Below are 16,874 nucleotides of genomic sequence, written 5' to 3'. Positions count from 1 at the left end.
TCGCCGACTCGACCGCCGCCTCCGCGCCTGCGCGGCGGCGGCGGTCGAGTCGGCGAGGTACTCGGCGCGCTGCGACTGGCGCAGGGTCAGGTGCTCCAGCAGGACGAGCAGACCGTCGACGAGCAGCCGGGGCACGGCGGTCACCAGGTTCGCGAAGTGCTCGACCAGGGTGTGGGCGGGCGCCGGGGCCAGGGTGTAGCGCCAGGTGCCGAGAGACTGGAAGGCGCCGCCGACGAGCAGGGAGTGGCGGGTGTCCCCGTGGGCGTAGTGCCCGAACTCGTGGCCGAGGAGGGCGATCCGCTCCTGCGGGGACAGGACCTCCCAGAGGCCGAGGCCGATGCGGAGCACGCGGTGCTGCCGGATGCCGTGCGTGCTGACCGAGGCGTTGAACTCGGCGTCGATCACCACGGCCCGTACGCCCGCCGTGCCGACGGTCCCGGCGACCTCGTCGAGCAGGGCGAAGAGCCGGGGAGCGTCCGCCGGGCGCAGGACCGTCCGGTGGCTCTCGTCCTTCGGGAGGCGGCGGAACCGGGGCCGGAGGACGACGGCGAGGCCGATCAGGAAGCCCCCGAGTACGGGCAGGGCGCCCCTGCCCCAGCAGCCGACGAGCAGCCACAGCCCGCCCGCGAGCAGGGCGACGGTCACGCCGTGGACCGTCACCGCGAGCGCCGTCGCGAACCGGCCGGCCACCCCGAGCCGGGTCCCCGGCCGGGCACCGTCCGCCGCCCCGGGCTCGGCCCCGGCGGCCGGGTCCGCGAGGTCGGCGAGGAGCTGCTCCCCGTACCGCTGCGCGAGGCGCCGCCGTACGCGCTCGATCCGCCCCGGCGGCTCCTCGTCCCGCACCTCGGGGTCCACGTTCCAGTCGCACGCGGCGCACCAGGTGACGTACTGCCCGCCCTCGGCCACGGGCTTCCCGCACTCGGGGCAGTCTCTCTCCGCCGTCCGGACCGCGTGTGCCGTCTCCGTCATTCCGTACTCCCCGCCCCGGGCGCGCTCCGACGGCGAGCCCCATTCCGTTTCGAGCAGACGGCAGCGGGCCCGCGGCGGCCGTCGCGAACCACTTTGACCAGCGAAAAGGCCGGTCCGACACAAAGGTGTCGAACCGGCCCTCCGTAGACAGGACGCCGTACGTCAGTCCGTGCCGAACTCCATCGCGGCCCGGTCCAGCATCTCCTCGTCCTCGGAGACCTCGCCGCGGGAGGCGATGGCCTCGGCACCGCCCTCGGGCATCTGCGGCATGGTGCCGATGAGCCCGGTCGCGGCCGCCTGGGCGGCACCGATGGCGGGGCTGCCGGTGCCGATCAGGCCGAGGCCGGCGTACTGCTCCAGCTTGGCCCGGGAGTCGGCGATGTCGAGGTTGCGCATGGTGAGCTGGCCGATCCGGTCCACCGGGCCGAAGGCCGAGTCCTCGGTGCGCTCCATGGACAGCTTGTCCGGGTGGTAGCTGAACGCCGGGCCCGTGGTGTCGAGGATCGAGTAGTCCTCGCCGCGCCGCAGCCGCAGCGTCACCTCGCCGGTGACGGCCGCGCCGACCCAGCGCTGGAGCGACTCGCGGACCATGAGGGCCTGCGGGTCCAGCCACCGGCCCTCGTACATGAGTCGGCCGAGACGCCGGCCCTCGTTGTGGTACTGGGCGAGGGTGTCCTCGTTGTGGATCGCGTTGACCAGGCGCTCGTACGCGGCGTGCAGCAGCGCCATGCCCGGGGCCTCGTAGATGCCGCGGCTCTTGGCCTCGATGATCCGGTTCTCGATCTGGTCGGACATGCCCATGCCGTGGCGGCCGCCGATGGCGTTGGCCTCCATGACCAGGTCGACGGCGGAGTGGAACTCCTTGCCGTTGATCGTCACCGGGCGGCCCTGCTCGAAGCCGATCGTGACGTCCTCGGTGGCGATCTCGACCGAGGGGTCCCAGAACTTCACGCCCATGATCGGGTCGACGGTCTCGACGCCCGTGTCCAGGTGCTCCAGGGTCTTGGCCTCGTGGGTGGCGCCCCAGATGTTGGCGTCGGTGGAGTACGCCTTCTCGGTGCTGTCCCGGTAGGGGAGGTCGTGGGCGAGCAGCCACTCCGACATCTCCTTGCGGCCGCCGAGCTCGGTCACGAAGTCCGCGTCCAGCCAGGGCTTGTAGATCCGCAGGTGCGGGTTGGCGAGCAGGCCGTAGCGGTAGAACCGCTCGATGTCGTTGCCCTTGAAGGTCGAACCGTCGCCCCAGATCTGGACGTCGTCCTCGAGCATCGCCCGGACCAGCAGGGTGCCGGTGACGGCGCGGCCGAGCGGGGTGGTGTTGAAGTAGGCGCGGCCGCCCGAGCGGATGTGGAACGCGCCGCAGGTGAGCGCGGCAAGTCCTTCCTCGACCAGCGCGGCGCGGCAGTCGACCAGGCGCGCGATCTCGGCACCGTAGGTCTTCGCGCGGCCGGGCACCGAGGCGATGTCGGGCTCGTCGTACTGGCCGATGTCGGCGGTGTAGGTGCACGGGATGGCGCCCTTGTCGCGCATCCATGCGACGGCGACGGACGTGTCGAGGCCGCCGGAGAAGGCGATGCCGACGCGCTCGCCGGCGGGCAGGGAGGTGAGGACCTTGGACATGGGAAGAGTATGCATCATCTCGCATGGTCATGCAAAGGGTGGGTTCCCGGCGAAGGCTCACAGGGGCTCATGGCGGTTCGCGGCGGCCCACGCGGACCCTCGGCGGCTCTGCGCCTCCGGCGGCTCGGCGGCCCTCAGGGGCCGGGAACCCCCGCCCTGTCCAGCAGCGCCCGCATCTCCGTGACCGGCAGCTCGGGGTTGCAGGCCGCAGCCGCCCCCACATGCGGATCCTCCAACAGTTCCACCAGCCGGGCCACCGGAAGCCGCCGATCGAGAGCGGCCGCCTCCCGCACCCTCGCCGCCGGGTCCCGGCTCAGCCGCTCGACCAGTGCGGACGTCGCGCCCGGATCGCGCAGGGCCAGCACCCGGGCCTCCGGGTCCGGCGCGTCCGCGAACCGCGCCGCGAGACCCGCCGCCGGGAACTGCGGCCGGGAGACCAGGGAGCCGACGGCCCGGTGGGTGCCGTTCAGATACAGGTCGAGCAGCAGCTCCGGCGGCGCCAGCGGGTGACGCTCGGCGAGCAGCAGCCGTACGCCGAAGTCCGCGTCGCCCGCCAGCGGCTCCACGCAGTCCTCGGGCAGCCCCGGGCACACCGCGGCGCTGCGCCGCAGCCAGGTGTGCGCCGACCTCGCGCACCGCCGCAGGACGTCCGGATCCTCGCGCGCGTCCCACACCCACCACAGGGTGTCGAGCCGGTCCTCGGGCCCGACCTCCCAGTCGATCGCGGCCCGCTCCTCCTCCGACAGCCCGGGGCGGGCGGAGACCGCGAGCCGTACGGCGGGATCCTCGTGACCGGCGAGCCCCGCCGCCAGGTCCGAGGGGAACGTGGGGTTGCGCACGAGCCGGGCGAGCCACGCCCCTTCGACGAGGAGGCGCTCGGCGAGGGAACGCCCCAGCCGGCCCCGCTCCGCCACCTCCCCGAGCTGCCAGCCCTCCGCGAGGGTCTCGACGAGCTCGGCCGTGCGCTCCTCGTCCTCGTGCATGACCTGCAGGCAGGCGGCCGTGCGCACCGCCGGATCCACGTCGTCGAGGAGCGCGGTACGCACGTCGTCGGTGAGCTCGCCCCAGACGCGCCGGCAGGCGGCCCGCCGGAACAGCGGGTCCTCGTGCCCGGCGAGCGGCACCAGGACGTGCGCCGGCACGCTGGCGGATCCCACCGTCTCGTACCGGACCACCTCGCGCTCGTGGTTCAGCAGCCGCTCGTACGCCTGGTCGGGCAGGGGCGGCGCCACGGCCCGATAGGGCTCCGGGCCGACGGCGACCGCCAGGGCGTCCGACGCCGGGCCGTCGAGGAGGCGGGCGCGCAGCTCGGGGGCGGCCGCCGCGCTCTCCGCGAGCAGCCCCCGCACCCGGCGCTCGGGGTGGTGGAGCATGGCCTCGGCCACGCTGTCGGGCAGCGACGCGCGCCAGGACAGCCGCCGCGCGATCCAGTCGTCGCCGTCGTACAGTGCGAGGAGCCGCAGCAGTACGTCGGCCGGAGCCGCCGGATTGCTCGCAAGCCCGTCCAGCGCGTGATGTGCCGCCATGAGTTCCCCCGTTCGCCGCTCCCCGCGCGTACCGCAGGAGCGTACGTCTGTACGGAGCGGTCTAGTACGGCCCGCCCCGGAACAGCAGGCTGCCGTGGTGGCGCGGCCGGTCGCCCCGTTCGTGGGCCGCGTCCGAGCGATCGGCGGGGGCCGAGAGCCCGGCGAGGGTCCGGAGGGTCGTCAGGCCGGCCAGGACCTCGTCGTGGCGGTCCGCAGACTTCATCCACACCGGAAGCCGGGCGAACATCGCCAGGGTCGGGGAGGCGTGGCGCACGCGCAGCCGGGCGCCCGCGTACGCGGCGAGCGCGTCGACGTGTTCCTCGTCGTAGGCCCACAGGATCCGTCCCGCGCAGCGGGTCTGGAGCCAGAGCGGCCGCCGGAAGAAGGGGTCCTCGGTTCCGCCGGGCATCACGCCGACCAGGCCGGCGCCCCGCTGCTCGGCGGCCCAATCGGCGACCGCGCCGCAGCCGCCGCAGGTGAGGCGGCGGGGCTCGAAGAGCAGATGCCGGTGTCTCGACTCCGGGAGGCCGGGCCGGGGGGTGACGAGTGCGCGACCGCCGCACCTCGGACAGACGACGAGTATCCGCCCGGTGAATCCGGCGAGCCGGACGCCGTGGTCGTGGTGACGGACCGGTCCGGGGCGTGTGGGCTCGGCACTCATGGGGGACACCTTGTCAGTCCGTGCCGCAGCGGGCGACCGGATGTGCGGGGCTCCGGGTCCGGAACCCGCCGGACTCGCCCCCTCGATGATCGTTGCATAAAAGTTCGGCAACACGTATAGTCATGCCATCCATGAGGAGGGTTTCGATGACGGTACGAGTAGCAGTGGCGGGTGCGAGCGGATACGCGGGCGGAGAGCTCCTGCGTCTCCTCGTCGCCCACCCCCACGTGGAGATCGGGACACTGACCGGCCACTCCAACGCCGGCCAGCGACTCGGGGCCCTCCAGCCCCACCTGCTCCCGCTCGCCGACCGCGTCCTCGCGCCCACCACCGCCGAGGAGCTCGCCGGACACGACGTGGTCTTCCTCGCGCTGCCGCACGGCCAGTCCGCCGCCGTCGCCGAGCAGCTCGGGCCCGACGTCCTCGTCGTCGACATGGGCGCCGACTTCCGCCTCAAGGACCCGGCCGACTGGGAGACGTACTACGGCTCCCCGCACGCCGGCACCTGGCCCTACGGCCTTCCCGAACTGCCGGGTGCCCGCGCCGCGCTCGAGGGGTCCAAGCGCGTCGCGGTCCCCGGCTGCTACCCGACCGCCGTCTCGCTCGCGCTCTTCCCGGCGTACGCGGAGGGGCTCGCCGAGCCCGAGGCCGTGATCGTCGCCGCCTCCGGCACCTCCGGCGCCGGCAAGGCCGCCAAGCCGCACCTGCTCGGCAGCGAGGTCATGGGCAGCATGTCCCCCTACGGCGTCGGCGGCGGCCACCGCCACACGCCCGAGATGATCCAGAACCTCAGCGGACCGGCGGGGGAGCGGGTCACCGTCTCCTTCACGCCCACCCTGGCGCCGATGCCCCGCGGCATCCTCGCCACCTGCACGGCCACCGCGAAGCCCGGCGTCACCGCCGAGACCGTGCGGGCCGCGTACGAGAAGGCCTACGCGGACGAGCCCTTCGTCCACCTGCTCCCCGAGGGGCAGTGGCCGGCCACGGCGTCCGTCTACGGTTCCAACGCCGTTCAGGTGCAGGTCGCGTACGACGCCAACGCGAACCGGATCATCGCCATCAGCGCCATCGACAACCTCACCAAGGGCACCGCCGGCGGCGCGGTACAGAGCATGAACATCGCCCTCGGTCTCCCCGAGACCACCGGACTTTCCACGATCGGAGTCGCTCCGTGAGCGACGCACGCGCAGCCACCGGTCTGCAGACGACGACGAAGCCCGCACCTCTGAGCTGCGCGGGCGGAGAAGCGAACGGAGAAGCACAGTGAGCGTCACCGCAGCGCAGGGATTCACGGCGGCGGGCATCGCCGCCGGGATCAAGTCGAACGGCAACCCGGACCTGGCCCTCGTGGTCAACACCGGGCCCCGCCGCGCCGCCGCGGGAGTCTTCACCTCCAACCGCGTCAAGGCCGCGCCCGTCCTCTGGTCCCAGCAGGTCCTCGCCGACGGCGAGCTGACCGCCGTCGTCCTCAACTCCGGCGGCGCCAACGCCTGCACCGGCCCGCAGGGCTTCCAGGACACCCACGCCACCGCCGAGAAGGTCGCGACCGTCCTGAACGAAAAGAGGGGCCTCGGCATCGGCGCCGGCGAGGTCGCCGTCGCCTCCACCGGCCTCATCGGCGTCCTGCTCCCCATGGACAAGCTCCTCCCCGGCGTCGAGACGGCCGCCGCCGAACTTTCCGAGCACGGCGGCGAGAAGGCCGCCATCGCCATCAAGACCACCGACACCGTCCACAAGACCTCCGTGGTCACCAGGGACGGCTGGACGGTCGGCGGCATGGCCAAGGGCGCGGGCATGCTCGCCCCCGGCCTCGCCACCATGCTCGTCGTCCTCACCACCGACGCCGACGTCGACGCCAAGGGCCTCGACGCCGCCCTGCGCAGCGCCACCCGGCTCACCTTCGACCGGGTCGACTCCGACGGCTGCATGTCCACCAACGACACCGTCCTCCTCCTCGCCTCCGGCGCCTCCGGCGCCACCCCCGCGCAGGACGAGTTCGCCGAGGCCGTCCGGACCGTCTGCGACGACCTCGCCCGCCAGCTCATCGGCGACGCCGAGGGCGCCAGCAAGGACATCCGCATCGAGGTGATCAACGCCGCGACCGAGGACGACGCCGTCGAGGTGGGCCGCTCCATCGCCCGCAACAACCTCCTCAAGTGCGCCATCCACGGCGAGGACCCCAACTGGGGCCGGGTGCTCTCCGCCATCGGCACCACCTCCGCCGCCTTCGAGCCCGACCGGCTGAACGTCGCCATCAACGGCGTCTGGGTCTGCAAGAACGGCTCCGTCGGCGAGGACCGCGACCTGGTCGACATGCGGTACCGGGAGGTCACCATCACCGCCGACCTCGCCGCCGGCACGGAGTCCGCCGTCATCTGGGCGAACGACCTCACCGCCGACTACGTCCACGAGAACAGCGCGTACTCGTCATGAGCAACACCGCGCGGAAGCACACCGCCCTCCCGAAGGCCCAGATCCTGATCGAGGCCCTGCCCTGGCTCACCCGCCACCACGGCAAGACCGTCGTCATCAAGTTCGGCGGCAACGCCATGATCGACGACGACCTCAAGGCCGCCTTCGCCCAGGACGTCGTCTTCCTGCGCCACGCCGGCATCAAGCCGGTCGTGGTGCACGGCGGCGGCCCCCAGATCAACCGTGCCCTCGACCAGGCGGGCCTGGTCAGCGAGTTCAAGGCCGGCCTCCGGGTCACCACCCCCGAGGCCATGGACGTCGTACGGATGGTCCTCGCCGGCCAGGTCCAGCGGGAGCTCGTCGGGCTGCTCAACCAGCACGGCCCGTTCGCCGTCGGCATGACCGGCGAGGACGCCCACACCATCACCGCCACCAAGCACCAGCCGGTCATCGAGGGCGAGCGGGTCGACATCGGCCGCGTCGGCGAGATCACCGCCATAGAGACCGGAGCCATCGAGGCGCTCCTGGAGGACGGCCGGATCCCCGTCATCTCCTCCATCGCCCGCTCCCAGGACGACGGACATGTCTACAACGTCAATGCTGATACGGCGGCTGCGGCACTCGCTGCGGCGCTGGGTGCCGAGACCCTGATGGTCCTGACCGACGTCGAGGGCCTCTACGAGGACTGGCCGAACAGCGACGAGGTGATCAGCAGGCTCACCGCGAGCCAGCTGGAGAAGCTGCTGCCCGACCTCTCCAGCGGCATGGTCCCCAAGATGGAGGGCTGCCTGCACGCCGTACGGAACGGGGTCACCACGGCCCGCGTCATCGACGGCCGGGTCCAGCACTCGATCCTGCTGGAGATCTTCACCGACGAGGGCATCGGCACGATGGTCGTGCCGGACGGACAGGGGGACCGATGACCGGCAACACCGAGCTGACCCAGCGGTGGCAGGGCTCGCTCATGAACAACTACGGCACCCCCCGGCTGCCGCTGGTCCGCGGTGAGGGCGCCAAGGTCTGGGACGCCGACGGCAAGGAGTACCTGGACTTCGTCGGCGGCATCGCCGTCAACGCCCTCGGCCACGCCCACCCGGCCGTCGTCGACGCCGTGTCGCAGCAGATCGCCTCCCTCGGCCACGTCTCCAACCTCTTCGTCGCCGAACCGCCCGTCGCGCTCGCCGAGCGGCTCCTGAGCCTCTTCGGCCGCCCCGGCAAGGTCTTCTTCTGCAATTCCGGCGCCGAGGCCAACGAGGCCGCGTTCAAGATCGGCCGGCTCACCGGCCGCTCCCACATGGTCGCCACCGACGGCGGCTTCCACGGCCGGACCATGGGCTCCCTCGCCCTCACCGGCCAGCCCGGCAAGCAGACCCCCTTCCTGCCGCTCCCCGGCGACGTCACCCATGTCCCGTACGGGGACGTGGAGGCGCTGCGGGCCGCGGTCACCGAGGACACCGCCTTCGTCATCATCGAGCCCATCCAGGGCGAGAACGGCGTCGTCGTCCCGCCCGCCGGCTATCTGAAGGCGGCCCGGGAGATCACCCGCGCCACCGGCACCCTCCTCGTCCTCGACGAGGTGCAGACCGGCATCGGCCGGTGCGGCCACTGGTTCGAGCACCAGGCCCACGAGGGCGTCGAGCCGGACGTCGTGACCCTCGCCAAGGGGCTCGGCGGCGGCCTCCCGCTCGGCGCGACCGTCGCCTTCGGCGAGGCCGCGGAGCTCTTCGCCCCCGGCCACCACGGCACCACCTTCGGCGGCAACCCGGTCGCCTGCGCCGCCGGACTCGCCGTCCTGGACACCCTCGCCGCCGACGCGGCCCTCGACCACGTGAAGGCGGTCGGGGAGCGGCTGCGCCAGGGAATCGAGGGTCTGGGGCACCCGCTGGTCTCCCACGTCCGTGGTGCGGGCCTTCTGCTGGGTATCGTGCTCACCGGGCCCCTCGCACCCCAGGTGCAGCAGGCGGCCCAGGACGCCGGCCTCCTGGTGAACGCGCCCGCCCCCGACGTCGTACGGATCATGCCTCCGCTGGTCCTCACCGACGCCGAGGCGGACGCCTTCCTCCAGGCGCTGCCCGGGGTCCTGGACGAGGCGAACGGGCAAGGACGAACCGGAGAATGAGACGACGATGACCGACGCGCAGGAGAACGAGCACGGCGGGCCGTCCGTTCCGCAGACCCGCACCGCACGCCACCGCAGGATCGTCGACATCCTCAACCGGCAGCCGGTGCGCTCGCAGAGCCAGCTCGCCAAGCTCCTCGCGGACGACGGGCTGAGCGTCACCCAGGCGACGCTCAGCCGCGACCTCGACGAGCTCGGCGCGGTGAAGATCCGCAACACCGGCGGCGAGCTGATCTACGCGGTGCCCAGCGAGGGCGGCTTCCGCACCCCGCAGGCGCCGCTCGGCGAGTCCGCCAAGGAGGAGCGCATGCGGCGCCTCTCCGGCGAACTGCTGATCTCCGCCGAGGCCTCCGCCAACCTGGTGGTGCTGCGGACCCCGCCGGGCGCCGCCCAGTTCCTCGCGTCGGCCATCGACCAGGCCGAACTCCACGCCATCCTCGGCACGATCGCGGGTGACGACACCCTGCTGCTCATCAGCCGCGACCCGGTGGGCGGCCAGGCACTCGCCGACCACCTGCTGAAACTGGCCCAGAAGTAGCCCCTGGGTTCAATACCGCGTGATCGCCGTCGGACCGCCCCGCGTTCCGACGGCGATGTGCGGTCGGCGCGCGGGATCCGCCCAGGCGAGGACCGCGCGCATCGCGTCGGCCGGCACGGAGACGCAACCGGCGGTCGCCCCGCGCCCGTTGACGTGCAGGAAGATCCCGGCCCCGCGCCCGCGTACCGGGCGCTCGTAGTTGAAGCCGATGACGAGCGCGTACGCGTACTGCGTGGGGTACGAGACGAGGTGCTCGGCCTCGTCGGCCCGGCAGTCCCGGGGCAGCCCCTCGACCCAGCGGTTGTACGCGCGGGAGGCGTTGTCCTGGCACCACCAGGAACGCCCGGTGACCCGGGCGTACGGGAAGCGGGTCCCGGCGGGCCTCGCCCGCACCCCGAAGGCGTACGGCAGCCGGTAGAGCCCGGTGGGCGTGGTGTCCGTGCCCTGGCGGCGCGAGGAGCCCTCGGTGAGCCCGTTCGCCCCGAACCGGGCGGGCGCGGAGCCCGCCACGACCCACCGCCCGCCCCGCCGGTCCCACCAGGTCAGCGTTCCCGTGGTGGCGCCCGTGTCCGGGGCCTCGGCCGTGATCAGCTGGGAGCCCCCGCCGGTGTCGGCCATCCGCTCGGGCAGCGGTACGGGCGCGGAGCCGAGGGAGAGCAGGGCGGCGCCGAGGACGAGCAGAGTACGCATGCCCGCGACGCTAGGACGGCAGCCGTGCCCTCGCCCGTCGTACGGGGCTATTCGGCGGGCAGTGGGGGAAGCGGAAGCGGAAGGCCGGGGAGCCCGTCGAGGCTGGTCGCGATGTGGTCCTTGCTCGCGCAGTAGTCGCTGAACTCCTGGTCCGTCTTCCGGTTGAAGTACTCGGCGTGCAGCGACCGCTCCTCCCGGTACTCCATCACCGGTACGGCGAACCCGCAGGCGTCGCTGATCCGCCGCGCGCGCACGAGGACGATCGCCCGCGCACTGCCCTGCCCCTCCACGGCCTCGGCCGGGAACCGCGCGAACAGCTCGCCCCAGCGCGGATCGTCCCGCAGCACGGCCTCGCCCGTCCCGTGCACCCGCACGACGGTCGGCGGCCCCGAGAAGGCGGTCCACATCAGGGTGATCCGCCCGTTCCCCGGCTCCCGCAGGTGCGCGATCGTCTCGGCGCCGCTGCCGCCGAAGTCGACGTAGGCGAGGGTCAGTTCGTCGAGCACGACGAGGGTTCCCCTGCGGCCCTTGGGGGAGAGGTTGACGTGACCGTCGCCGGAGAGGGGAGCGGTCGCGGTGAAGAACACCGGCTGGTCCTCGATGAAGGCCCGAAGCCGCCCGTCGATGCGTTCATATGTTTTTGCCATGGCTGGATTCTCGCCCACCTGCGGGTCGTCCGGCCCGGCCGTCAGCTCCTCAGCAGCGCCCAGGAGTTGGCGCGCAGCTTCGGCTCGGCGTCGTCGATCAGCGTCCAGGCGATTTCCCGCAGGTCCGGACCGGCATGTGCCAGGAGCAGCCGGAACGCCGCCACGCGCACGTGCCGGGGGTGCTCCGTCGCCAGCCGGGCCCGCAGGGCGTCCACCGGCAGCCGCTCGTGGTACGGAACGAGGGCGGCCGTCGTCTCCCGGACGACCCCGGGCGCGGGGTCGTCCAGCAGCGGCATCAGGCGCGCCACGTCCGTGACGTCCAGTACGCGCAGACCGGCCACGGCCCCGGCGCGCACGCCGGGGTGCGGGTGGTCCGTGAGCCCCCACAGCAGGGCGGCGTCGTCCCGCGCACCGCACTCGCCGAGCCCGCGGGGCGCGGCCGGGGGAACCGACTTCCCCCCGCACAGGGCCCGGTAGAGCGGGGCGGCCTCGATGCCGTACTGCCGCAGTACGTACCGCGCGCACGCCCGCACCAGGCCCGACCGGTCCGCGAGGAACGCCTCGGCCTCCCCGGGGCGCCCGGCCCGGCGCAGCGCCGTCACGCCTGCCGCGCGCACCCGGGAGTGCGGGGAACGCAGGAGCGGGGCGAGCACCTCGTCCCCGGTCTCCGGGCCGACCCCGGCGACGGCGCCGTCCGCGCAGATGTCCTGGATGACCACGTCCGGGTCGGTGGCGGCGGCTTCGGCGAACCGCTCGGGGGAGAAGTGCCGGCGTTCGACGGCGATCCGGTACGCGAGGCGCCGGGTCGCGCGGTCGTCGCAGACGAGGCCGGTGTCGAGGAGGGGCGTCGGGCCCTCCCGGAGCGCGGCTTCGAGGAGGGTCCGGGCGGCCTCCCCGTGCCGGCGCGCGGCGACGCGCAGGACGACGGGCGCCAGGACGGCGATCGTGTCGGGTCCGGCGCCGGGGAGCGCGGTCCGCAGCAGGTCGCGGGCCGCCTCGCGCACCGGCCCCGCCCAGTCCGCGCAGCGGATCGCCACGAGGGGCAGCAGGGGCCGCAGGGCAGGCGCGGGAAGGCGGGCCGCGCGCCGCAGGGCCGCCTCGCGTATGCGGCCGTCGGGGTGGCAGAGCGCGAGGGCGAGTCCGGGCTCGTCGGGTTCCCGGAGGCGGAGGTTCAGGGTGGGCAGCGGTGCGTCCCACGACCAGTGGAAGCGGCGGCCGGTCGCCCACGCGTGGTCCGGCAGCGCGGACGGGCTGGTGCGGGCGAGCTGCCGCACGGCGAGGTCGAGGCCGGTCCAGGCGGCGGCGTCCGACGTGTCGACGGCCGAGGTGAGCGGCGTACCCCGGGCCAGTCGGGTGGCTGCCTCGGTGTGGGTGTCGTCCATGGGCGGAGCGTAGGGGGAGGGTGTCCGGGGATGCCTCCGGATTTCGCCGCCGGGCACCTCGATTGACAAAACATACGGCGCTCCGCATAGTTATGCCTATCAGTATCGACCTCGCGTCATCCGCCCACGTTCGATCGAGGAGCAGCAGTGAGCAGCAACAACGGTGACGTCCGGCTCTGGGGCGGACGGTTCGCCGACGGCCCCGCCGAGGCCCTGGCGAAGCTCTCCGCTTCGGTCCACTTCGACTGGCGGCTCGCGCCGTACGACATCGCCGGCTCCCGTGCCCACGCGCGCGTGCTGCACAAGGCCGGCCTGCTCACCGAGGACGAGCTGACCCGCATGCTCGCCGGGCTCGACCGGCTGGAGGCGGACGTCGCCGACGGCTCCTTCGTCGGCACCATCGCCGACGAGGACGTCCACACCGCCCTGGAGCGGGGCCTCCTGGAGCGCCTCGGTGCCGAGCTCGGCGGCAAGCTGCGCGCCGGCCGGTCCCGGAACGACCAGGTCGCCACCCTCTTCCGGATGTACCTGCGCGACCACGCGCGGATCATCGGCGGCCTGATCGCCGACCTCCAGGACGCCCTCGTCGGCCTCGCCGAGGCCCACCCGGACGTCGCCATGCCCGGTCGTACGCACCTCCAGCACGCCCAGCCGGTGCTCTTCGCCCACCATGTCCTCGCCCACGCCCAGTCCCTGTCCCGGGACGCCGAGCGGCTGCGGCAGTGGGACACCCGGACGGCGGTCTCCCCGTACGGCTCCGGCGCCCTCGCCGGTTCCTCCCTCGGGCTCGACCCGGAGGCGGTCGCGAAGGACCTCGGCTTCGAGCGGGGCTCGGTCGGCAACTCGATCGACGGCACGGCCTCCCGCGACTTCGTCGCCGAGTTCGCCTTCATCACGGCGATGATCGGCGTCAACCTCTCGCGGATCGCCGAGGAGATCATCATCTGGAACACGAAGGAGTTCTCCTTCGTGACCCTGCACGACGCCTTCTCGACCGGCTCGTCGATCATGCCGCAGAAGAAGAACCCCGACATCGCCGAGCTGGCCCGCGGCAAGTCCGGCCGCCTCATCGGCAACCTCTCCGGCCTGATGGCGACCCTGAAGGCCCTTCCGCTCGCCTACAACCGGGACCTCCAGGAGGACAAGGAGCCGGTCTTCGACTCCTGCGACCAGCTGGAGGTCCTGCTCCCGGCCTTCACCGGCATGATGGCCACCCTCACCGTCAACCGCGACCGCATGGAGGAACTGGCCCCGGCCGGCTTCTCCCTCGCCACCGACATCGCCGAGTGGCTGGTCAAGCAGGGCGTCCCGTTCCGGGTGGCGCACGAGGTCGCCGGCGAGTGCGTGAAGGTCGCCGAGGCGGAGGGCAAGGAGCTCGACGACCTGACGGACGAGCAGTTCGTCAAGATCTCCGAGCACCTCACCCCCGAGGTCCGCACCGTCCTCAACGTCCCCGGCGCCCTCGCCTCCCGCAACGGCCGCGGCGGCACCGCCCCCTCGGCGGTCGCCACCCAGCTCGTCGAGGTCAAGGCGGACCTGGTGATCCAGCACGCCTGGGCCGCCGCCAAGCAGAAGTAACCCTCAGCACGTCACAGCGCCGCCGCCCACTCCGCGAGCGCGTCGAAGTCCGGCCGGGTCAGCCCGATCCGTTCGTCGACGCGCAGCAACAGGGCGGCGGCGAGGTGGTTCTGCTCCACGTACTCGTGGTCGTACGGCGTGATGTCGTCGTCCACCCATGCGAACGGCCGCCCCGCCGTGTACTCCAGGACGTACTGGGTCTTCCAGGACGTCCCGCGCGGGGCGGCCCCGTGCATCTTCGGCCAGTCGATGAACGGCAGCTCCGGCAGCCCGAGCCGGGGCCCGATCCAATCGTTCGCCTCACCTTTCCAGGTCGTCGCCCACACCAGCTCGTACGCCTCCGCCAGCGCGAGCAGCTCGCCCCCGTGCTCCGGATTGAGCCACACCCGCAGCGGCTTCGCCCCCGTCCAGCCCGTGGGGCTCATCCGGTGGGTCCCGTAGCCGGCCGGACGCCGCTCGCGCTGCGCCGCGTACGGATTCAGCGGCCCGTCGACATCGATCAGCAGCAGTGGCTTCGTCATGGTCGCAGCATTCCGTCCCCGCCCACGATGAGGCGTTGAATTATCGAATGAGACATTGATGTCTCACGCGGTGTATGGTCGTCTCATGTCAGTCGATCGCACCCAGGTGCTCCGTGCCGCCGCCGCCCTGCTCACCCGCAAGGCGACCGCCACCATGGACGAGGTCGCGCGGGCCGCCGGGATCGGGCGGGCCACGCTGCACCGGCACTTCGCCGGGCGGGACGCCCTGGTGCGGGCGCTCGAAGAGCTCGGGCTGCAGGAGCTGGAGGCGGCCCACGACCGGGCCCGCACCGACGAAGGGCCCGCCGACGAGGCCGTACGCCGGCTCGTCGCCGAGGTCGAGCCCGTCGCGCCCCTGCTCTCGTTCCTCGTCACCGAGAACCAGCTCTTCGAGGGCGACCAGCAGAACGAGGGCTGGGAACGCCTCGACGCCCGGGTCTCCGCCCTCTTCCGGCGCGGCCAGGAACAGGGCGTCTTCCGCATCGACCTGACCCCCGCCTGGCTCACCGAGGCCTTCTACGGGCTCATCGGTTCCGGCGCCTGGGCCGTGCAGGACGGCCGGGTCGCCGCCAAGGACTTCCAGTACATGATCGTCGAGCTGCTGCTCGGCGGAGCGCGCAGGAGCGTGGAGAAGTGATCACCGGCAGCATCAAGACCGAGAGCCATATCGAGGGCGTGCACCGGCCCGGCCGGTGGCTCGCCCTCTCCGTGCTCGTCCTGGCCGTCCTCCTCGTGGCGGTCGACGCCACGGTGCTCGGCCTCGCCACCCCCTTCCTCTCCGAGGACCTCAAGCCCACCGGCACCCAGCTGCTCTGGATCGGCGACGTCTACTCCTTCGTCATCGCCGGACTCCTGGTCTCCATGGGCAGCCTCGGCGACCGCATCGGCCGCAAGAAGCTCCTGCTGATCGGCGCCGCCGCCTTCGGCGCCCTCTCGGTCCTGAACGCCTACGCGACCAGCCCCGAGATGATGATCGTCGCCCGCGCCCTCCTCGGCGTCGCCGGCGCGACCCTGATGCCCTCGACCCTGGCGCTCATCCGCAACCTCTTCCACGACCCCCGCGAGCGCAGCCTCGCCATCGGCATCTGGGGTGCCATGGCCTCGGCCGGCGCCGCCGTCGGACCGGTCGTCGGCGGGTTCCTCCTGGAGCACTTCTGGTGGGGCTCGGTCTTCCTCATCAACCTGCCCGTCATGGCCGTCCTCGTCCTCGTCGGCATCAAGCTGATCCCCGAGTCGAAGAACCCGGACCCCGGCCCCTGGGACCTCCCCAGCGTCGCCCTCTCCCTCGTCGGCGTCATCGGAATCGTGTACGCGGTCAAGGAACTGGCCTCCCGCGGCCCCTCCCTCGACGCCGGCGCCGCCGCCCTCATCGGCGCCGCCGCCCTGACCTGGTTCGTCCGCAGGCAGCTGACCCTGCCCGCGCCGCTCCTGGACATGCGGCTCTTCCGCCACCGGGGCTTCTCCGGTGCCGTTCTCGCCGACCTGCTGACCATCCTCGGCCTCTCCGGCCTGGTGTTCTTCCTGTCCCAGTTCTTCCAGCTGGTCCAGGGCCGCCAGCCCCTGGAGGCCGGACTCGCCGAACTGCCGGCCGCGATCGGCGCGGTGACGGCCGGTCTGGTCGCCGGTGTCGTGGCCCGCCGCTTCTCCGTGCGGTCCGTGGTGGCCGGCGGTCTCGCGGCGGTCGGCCTCTCCCTCGCCGTCCTGACGACGCTCGACCAGCACACCGGCTACCCGCTCCTCGGCGCCGCCCTGCTCGTCGTGGGCGTGGGCGCGGGCTTCTCCTTCACGGTGACCGCGGACGTGATCCTCTCCAGCGTCCCGAAGGAACAGGCCGGTTCCGCCTCCGCCGTCTCCGAGACCGCGTACGAACTCGGCGCCGCGCTCGGCATCGCCATCCTCGGCTCCATCGTGACCGGCGTCTACCAGGGCTTCGCCACCCCGGCCGGCGTCCCCTCCGACGTCGCGTCGGCCGCCCACGAATCCCTCGGCGGCGCGGTCGAGGCCTCCGGCGGCCTCGCCCCCGAGGCGGCGACCGCCCTGGTGTCCTCCGCCCAGGAGGCCTTCGTCGACGGCCTGCGGATCGCGGCGGGCGTCGGCGCGGCCGTCCTCCTCGCGACGGCGGTCGCGGCCTGGTTCCTCCTCAGGGGCCAGAAGCTGGAGGAAGGCGTCGAGCACTGACGCACCCCGTGGACGCGAAAGTGCCCCGTACGGCCG

Annotated in this window: 16 protein-coding genes; 8 read left to right on the top strand and 8 right to left on the bottom strand. The window is 72.9% G+C overall.

Annotated features, from left to right (window positions below; all coding sequences use genetic code 11):
- The 4 genes from CCN56_RS17250 to CCN56_RS17235 form a co-directional block, all read right to left on the bottom strand.
- Window positions 1–969 (bottom strand): M48 family metallopeptidase (locus CCN56_RS17250; RefSeq protein ID WP_086827856.1); only part of this gene is annotated, 969 nt, incomplete at its 3' end.
- Window positions 970–1,131: 162 nt separating this feature from the next.
- On the bottom strand, window positions 1,132–2,586 hold the full coding sequence (gene argG / locus CCN56_RS17245) for an argininosuccinate synthase (protein WP_041128320.1): 1,455 nt from the start codon (window positions 2,584–2,586) through the stop codon (window positions 1,132–1,134).
- 134 nt (window positions 2,587–2,720) lie between these two features.
- Window positions 2,721–4,112 (bottom strand): hypothetical protein, encoded by a 1,392-nt coding sequence (locus CCN56_RS17240; protein WP_086827854.1) that lies wholly within the window; start codon window positions 4,110–4,112, stop codon window positions 2,721–2,723.
- Window positions 4,113–4,173: 61 nt separating this feature from the next.
- Window positions 4,174–4,773, bottom strand: coding sequence for a hypothetical protein (locus tag CCN56_RS17235; RefSeq protein WP_086827852.1), 600 nt, complete (start codon window positions 4,771–4,773; stop codon window positions 4,174–4,176).
- A gap of 146 nt (window positions 4,774–4,919) precedes the next feature.
- Here CCN56_RS17235 and argC point away from each other — a divergent pair, with 146 nt between their 5' ends.
- The 5 genes from argC (at window position 4,920) to CCN56_RS17210 (ending at window position 9,842) form a co-directional block, all read left to right on the top strand.
- Window positions 4,920–5,948 (top strand): N-acetyl-gamma-glutamyl-phosphate reductase, encoded by a 1,029-nt coding sequence (argC, locus tag CCN56_RS17230; protein ID WP_086827850.1) that lies wholly within the window; start codon window positions 4,920–4,922, stop codon window positions 5,946–5,948.
- Window positions 5,949–6,036: 88 nt separating this feature from the next.
- Window positions 6,037–7,206: a bifunctional glutamate N-acetyltransferase/amino-acid acetyltransferase ArgJ gene (gene argJ / locus CCN56_RS17225; RefSeq protein WP_086827848.1), complete on the top strand. Its 1,170-nt coding sequence runs from the start codon at window positions 6,037–6,039 to the stop codon at window positions 7,204–7,206.
- Window positions 7,203–8,108: an acetylglutamate kinase gene (argB, locus tag CCN56_RS17220; RefSeq protein ID WP_086827845.1), complete on the top strand. Its 906-nt coding sequence runs from the start codon at window positions 7,203–7,205 to the stop codon at window positions 8,106–8,108. Before argJ ends, argB begins: the two co-directional genes overlap by 4 nt.
- The gene (locus CCN56_RS17215) at window positions 8,105–9,304 is read left to right on the top strand and encodes an acetylornithine transaminase (RefSeq protein ID WP_086827843.1); all 1,200 of its coding nucleotides are present in this window, start codon (window positions 8,105–8,107) and stop codon (window positions 9,302–9,304) included. Before argB ends, CCN56_RS17215 begins: the two co-directional genes overlap by 4 nt.
- Window positions 9,305–9,311: 7 nt before the next feature.
- Complete coding sequence (locus CCN56_RS17210; protein ID WP_030214728.1) at window positions 9,312–9,842, top strand: arginine repressor; 531 nt, start codon at window positions 9,312–9,314, stop codon at window positions 9,840–9,842.
- 9 nt (window positions 9,843–9,851) lie between these two features.
- Here CCN56_RS17210 and CCN56_RS17205 read toward each other — a convergent pair whose 3' ends face one another.
- From CCN56_RS17205 to CCN56_RS17195, 3 genes are read right to left on the bottom strand one after another with little or no spacing between them, the layout of a single operon-like run.
- Window positions 9,852–10,532 carry a L,D-transpeptidase gene (locus CCN56_RS17205; protein ID WP_086827841.1) on the bottom strand — a complete coding sequence of 227 codons (681 nt, stop codon included), beginning with the start codon at window positions 10,530–10,532 and terminating at the stop codon, window positions 9,852–9,854.
- 47 nt (window positions 10,533–10,579) lie between these two features.
- Window positions 10,580–11,179: a pyridoxamine 5'-phosphate oxidase family protein gene (locus CCN56_RS17200; protein ID WP_086827839.1), complete on the bottom strand. Its 600-nt coding sequence runs from the start codon at window positions 11,177–11,179 to the stop codon at window positions 10,580–10,582.
- A 41-nt stretch (window positions 11,180–11,220) separates the two neighbouring features.
- A complete protein-coding gene (locus CCN56_RS17195; RefSeq protein ID WP_179199873.1) occupies window positions 11,221–12,561 on the bottom strand; it encodes a HEAT repeat domain-containing protein in 1,341 nt (446 codons plus the stop codon).
- A gap of 147 nt (window positions 12,562–12,708) precedes the next feature.
- On the opposite strand from CCN56_RS17195, the gene argH reads away from it, so the two are divergent.
- Window positions 12,709–14,139, top strand: coding sequence for an argininosuccinate lyase (gene argH, locus CCN56_RS17190; protein WP_086827837.1), 1,431 nt, complete (start codon window positions 12,709–12,711; stop codon window positions 14,137–14,139).
- An 11-nt stretch (window positions 14,140–14,150) separates the two neighbouring features.
- Here the strand turns inward: argH and CCN56_RS17185 are convergent, their stop codons facing one another.
- Window positions 14,151–14,660 carry an HAD domain-containing protein gene (locus tag CCN56_RS17185; RefSeq protein WP_086827835.1) on the bottom strand — a complete coding sequence of 170 codons (510 nt, stop codon included), beginning with the start codon at window positions 14,658–14,660 and terminating at the stop codon, window positions 14,151–14,153.
- Between the two features lie 85 nt (window positions 14,661–14,745).
- On the opposite strand from CCN56_RS17185, the gene CCN56_RS17180 reads away from it, so the two are divergent.
- Both CCN56_RS17180 and CCN56_RS17175 read left to right on the top strand, forming a co-directional pair.
- Window positions 14,746–15,297 carry a TetR/AcrR family transcriptional regulator gene (locus tag CCN56_RS17180; RefSeq protein WP_041128310.1) on the top strand — a complete coding sequence of 184 codons (552 nt, stop codon included), beginning with the start codon at window positions 14,746–14,748 and terminating at the stop codon, window positions 15,295–15,297.
- Window positions 15,297–16,838: an MFS transporter gene (locus tag CCN56_RS17175; protein ID WP_086827857.1), complete on the top strand. Its 1,542-nt coding sequence runs from the start codon at window positions 15,297–15,299 to the stop codon at window positions 16,836–16,838. Before CCN56_RS17180 ends, CCN56_RS17175 begins: the two co-directional genes overlap by 1 nt.
- The last annotated feature ends 36 nt before the right edge of the window (window positions 16,839–16,874 follow it).

Origin of the sequence: Streptomyces sp. NRRL B-24572 (genome assembly GCF_002156145.1) — a bacterium.
GTDB lineage: Bacteria > Actinomycetota > Actinomycetes > Streptomycetales > Streptomycetaceae > Streptomyces > Streptomyces vietnamensis.
Note: the sequence above shows the minus strand (reverse complement) of the source record. Positions and strands in the feature narration are given on the sequence as shown.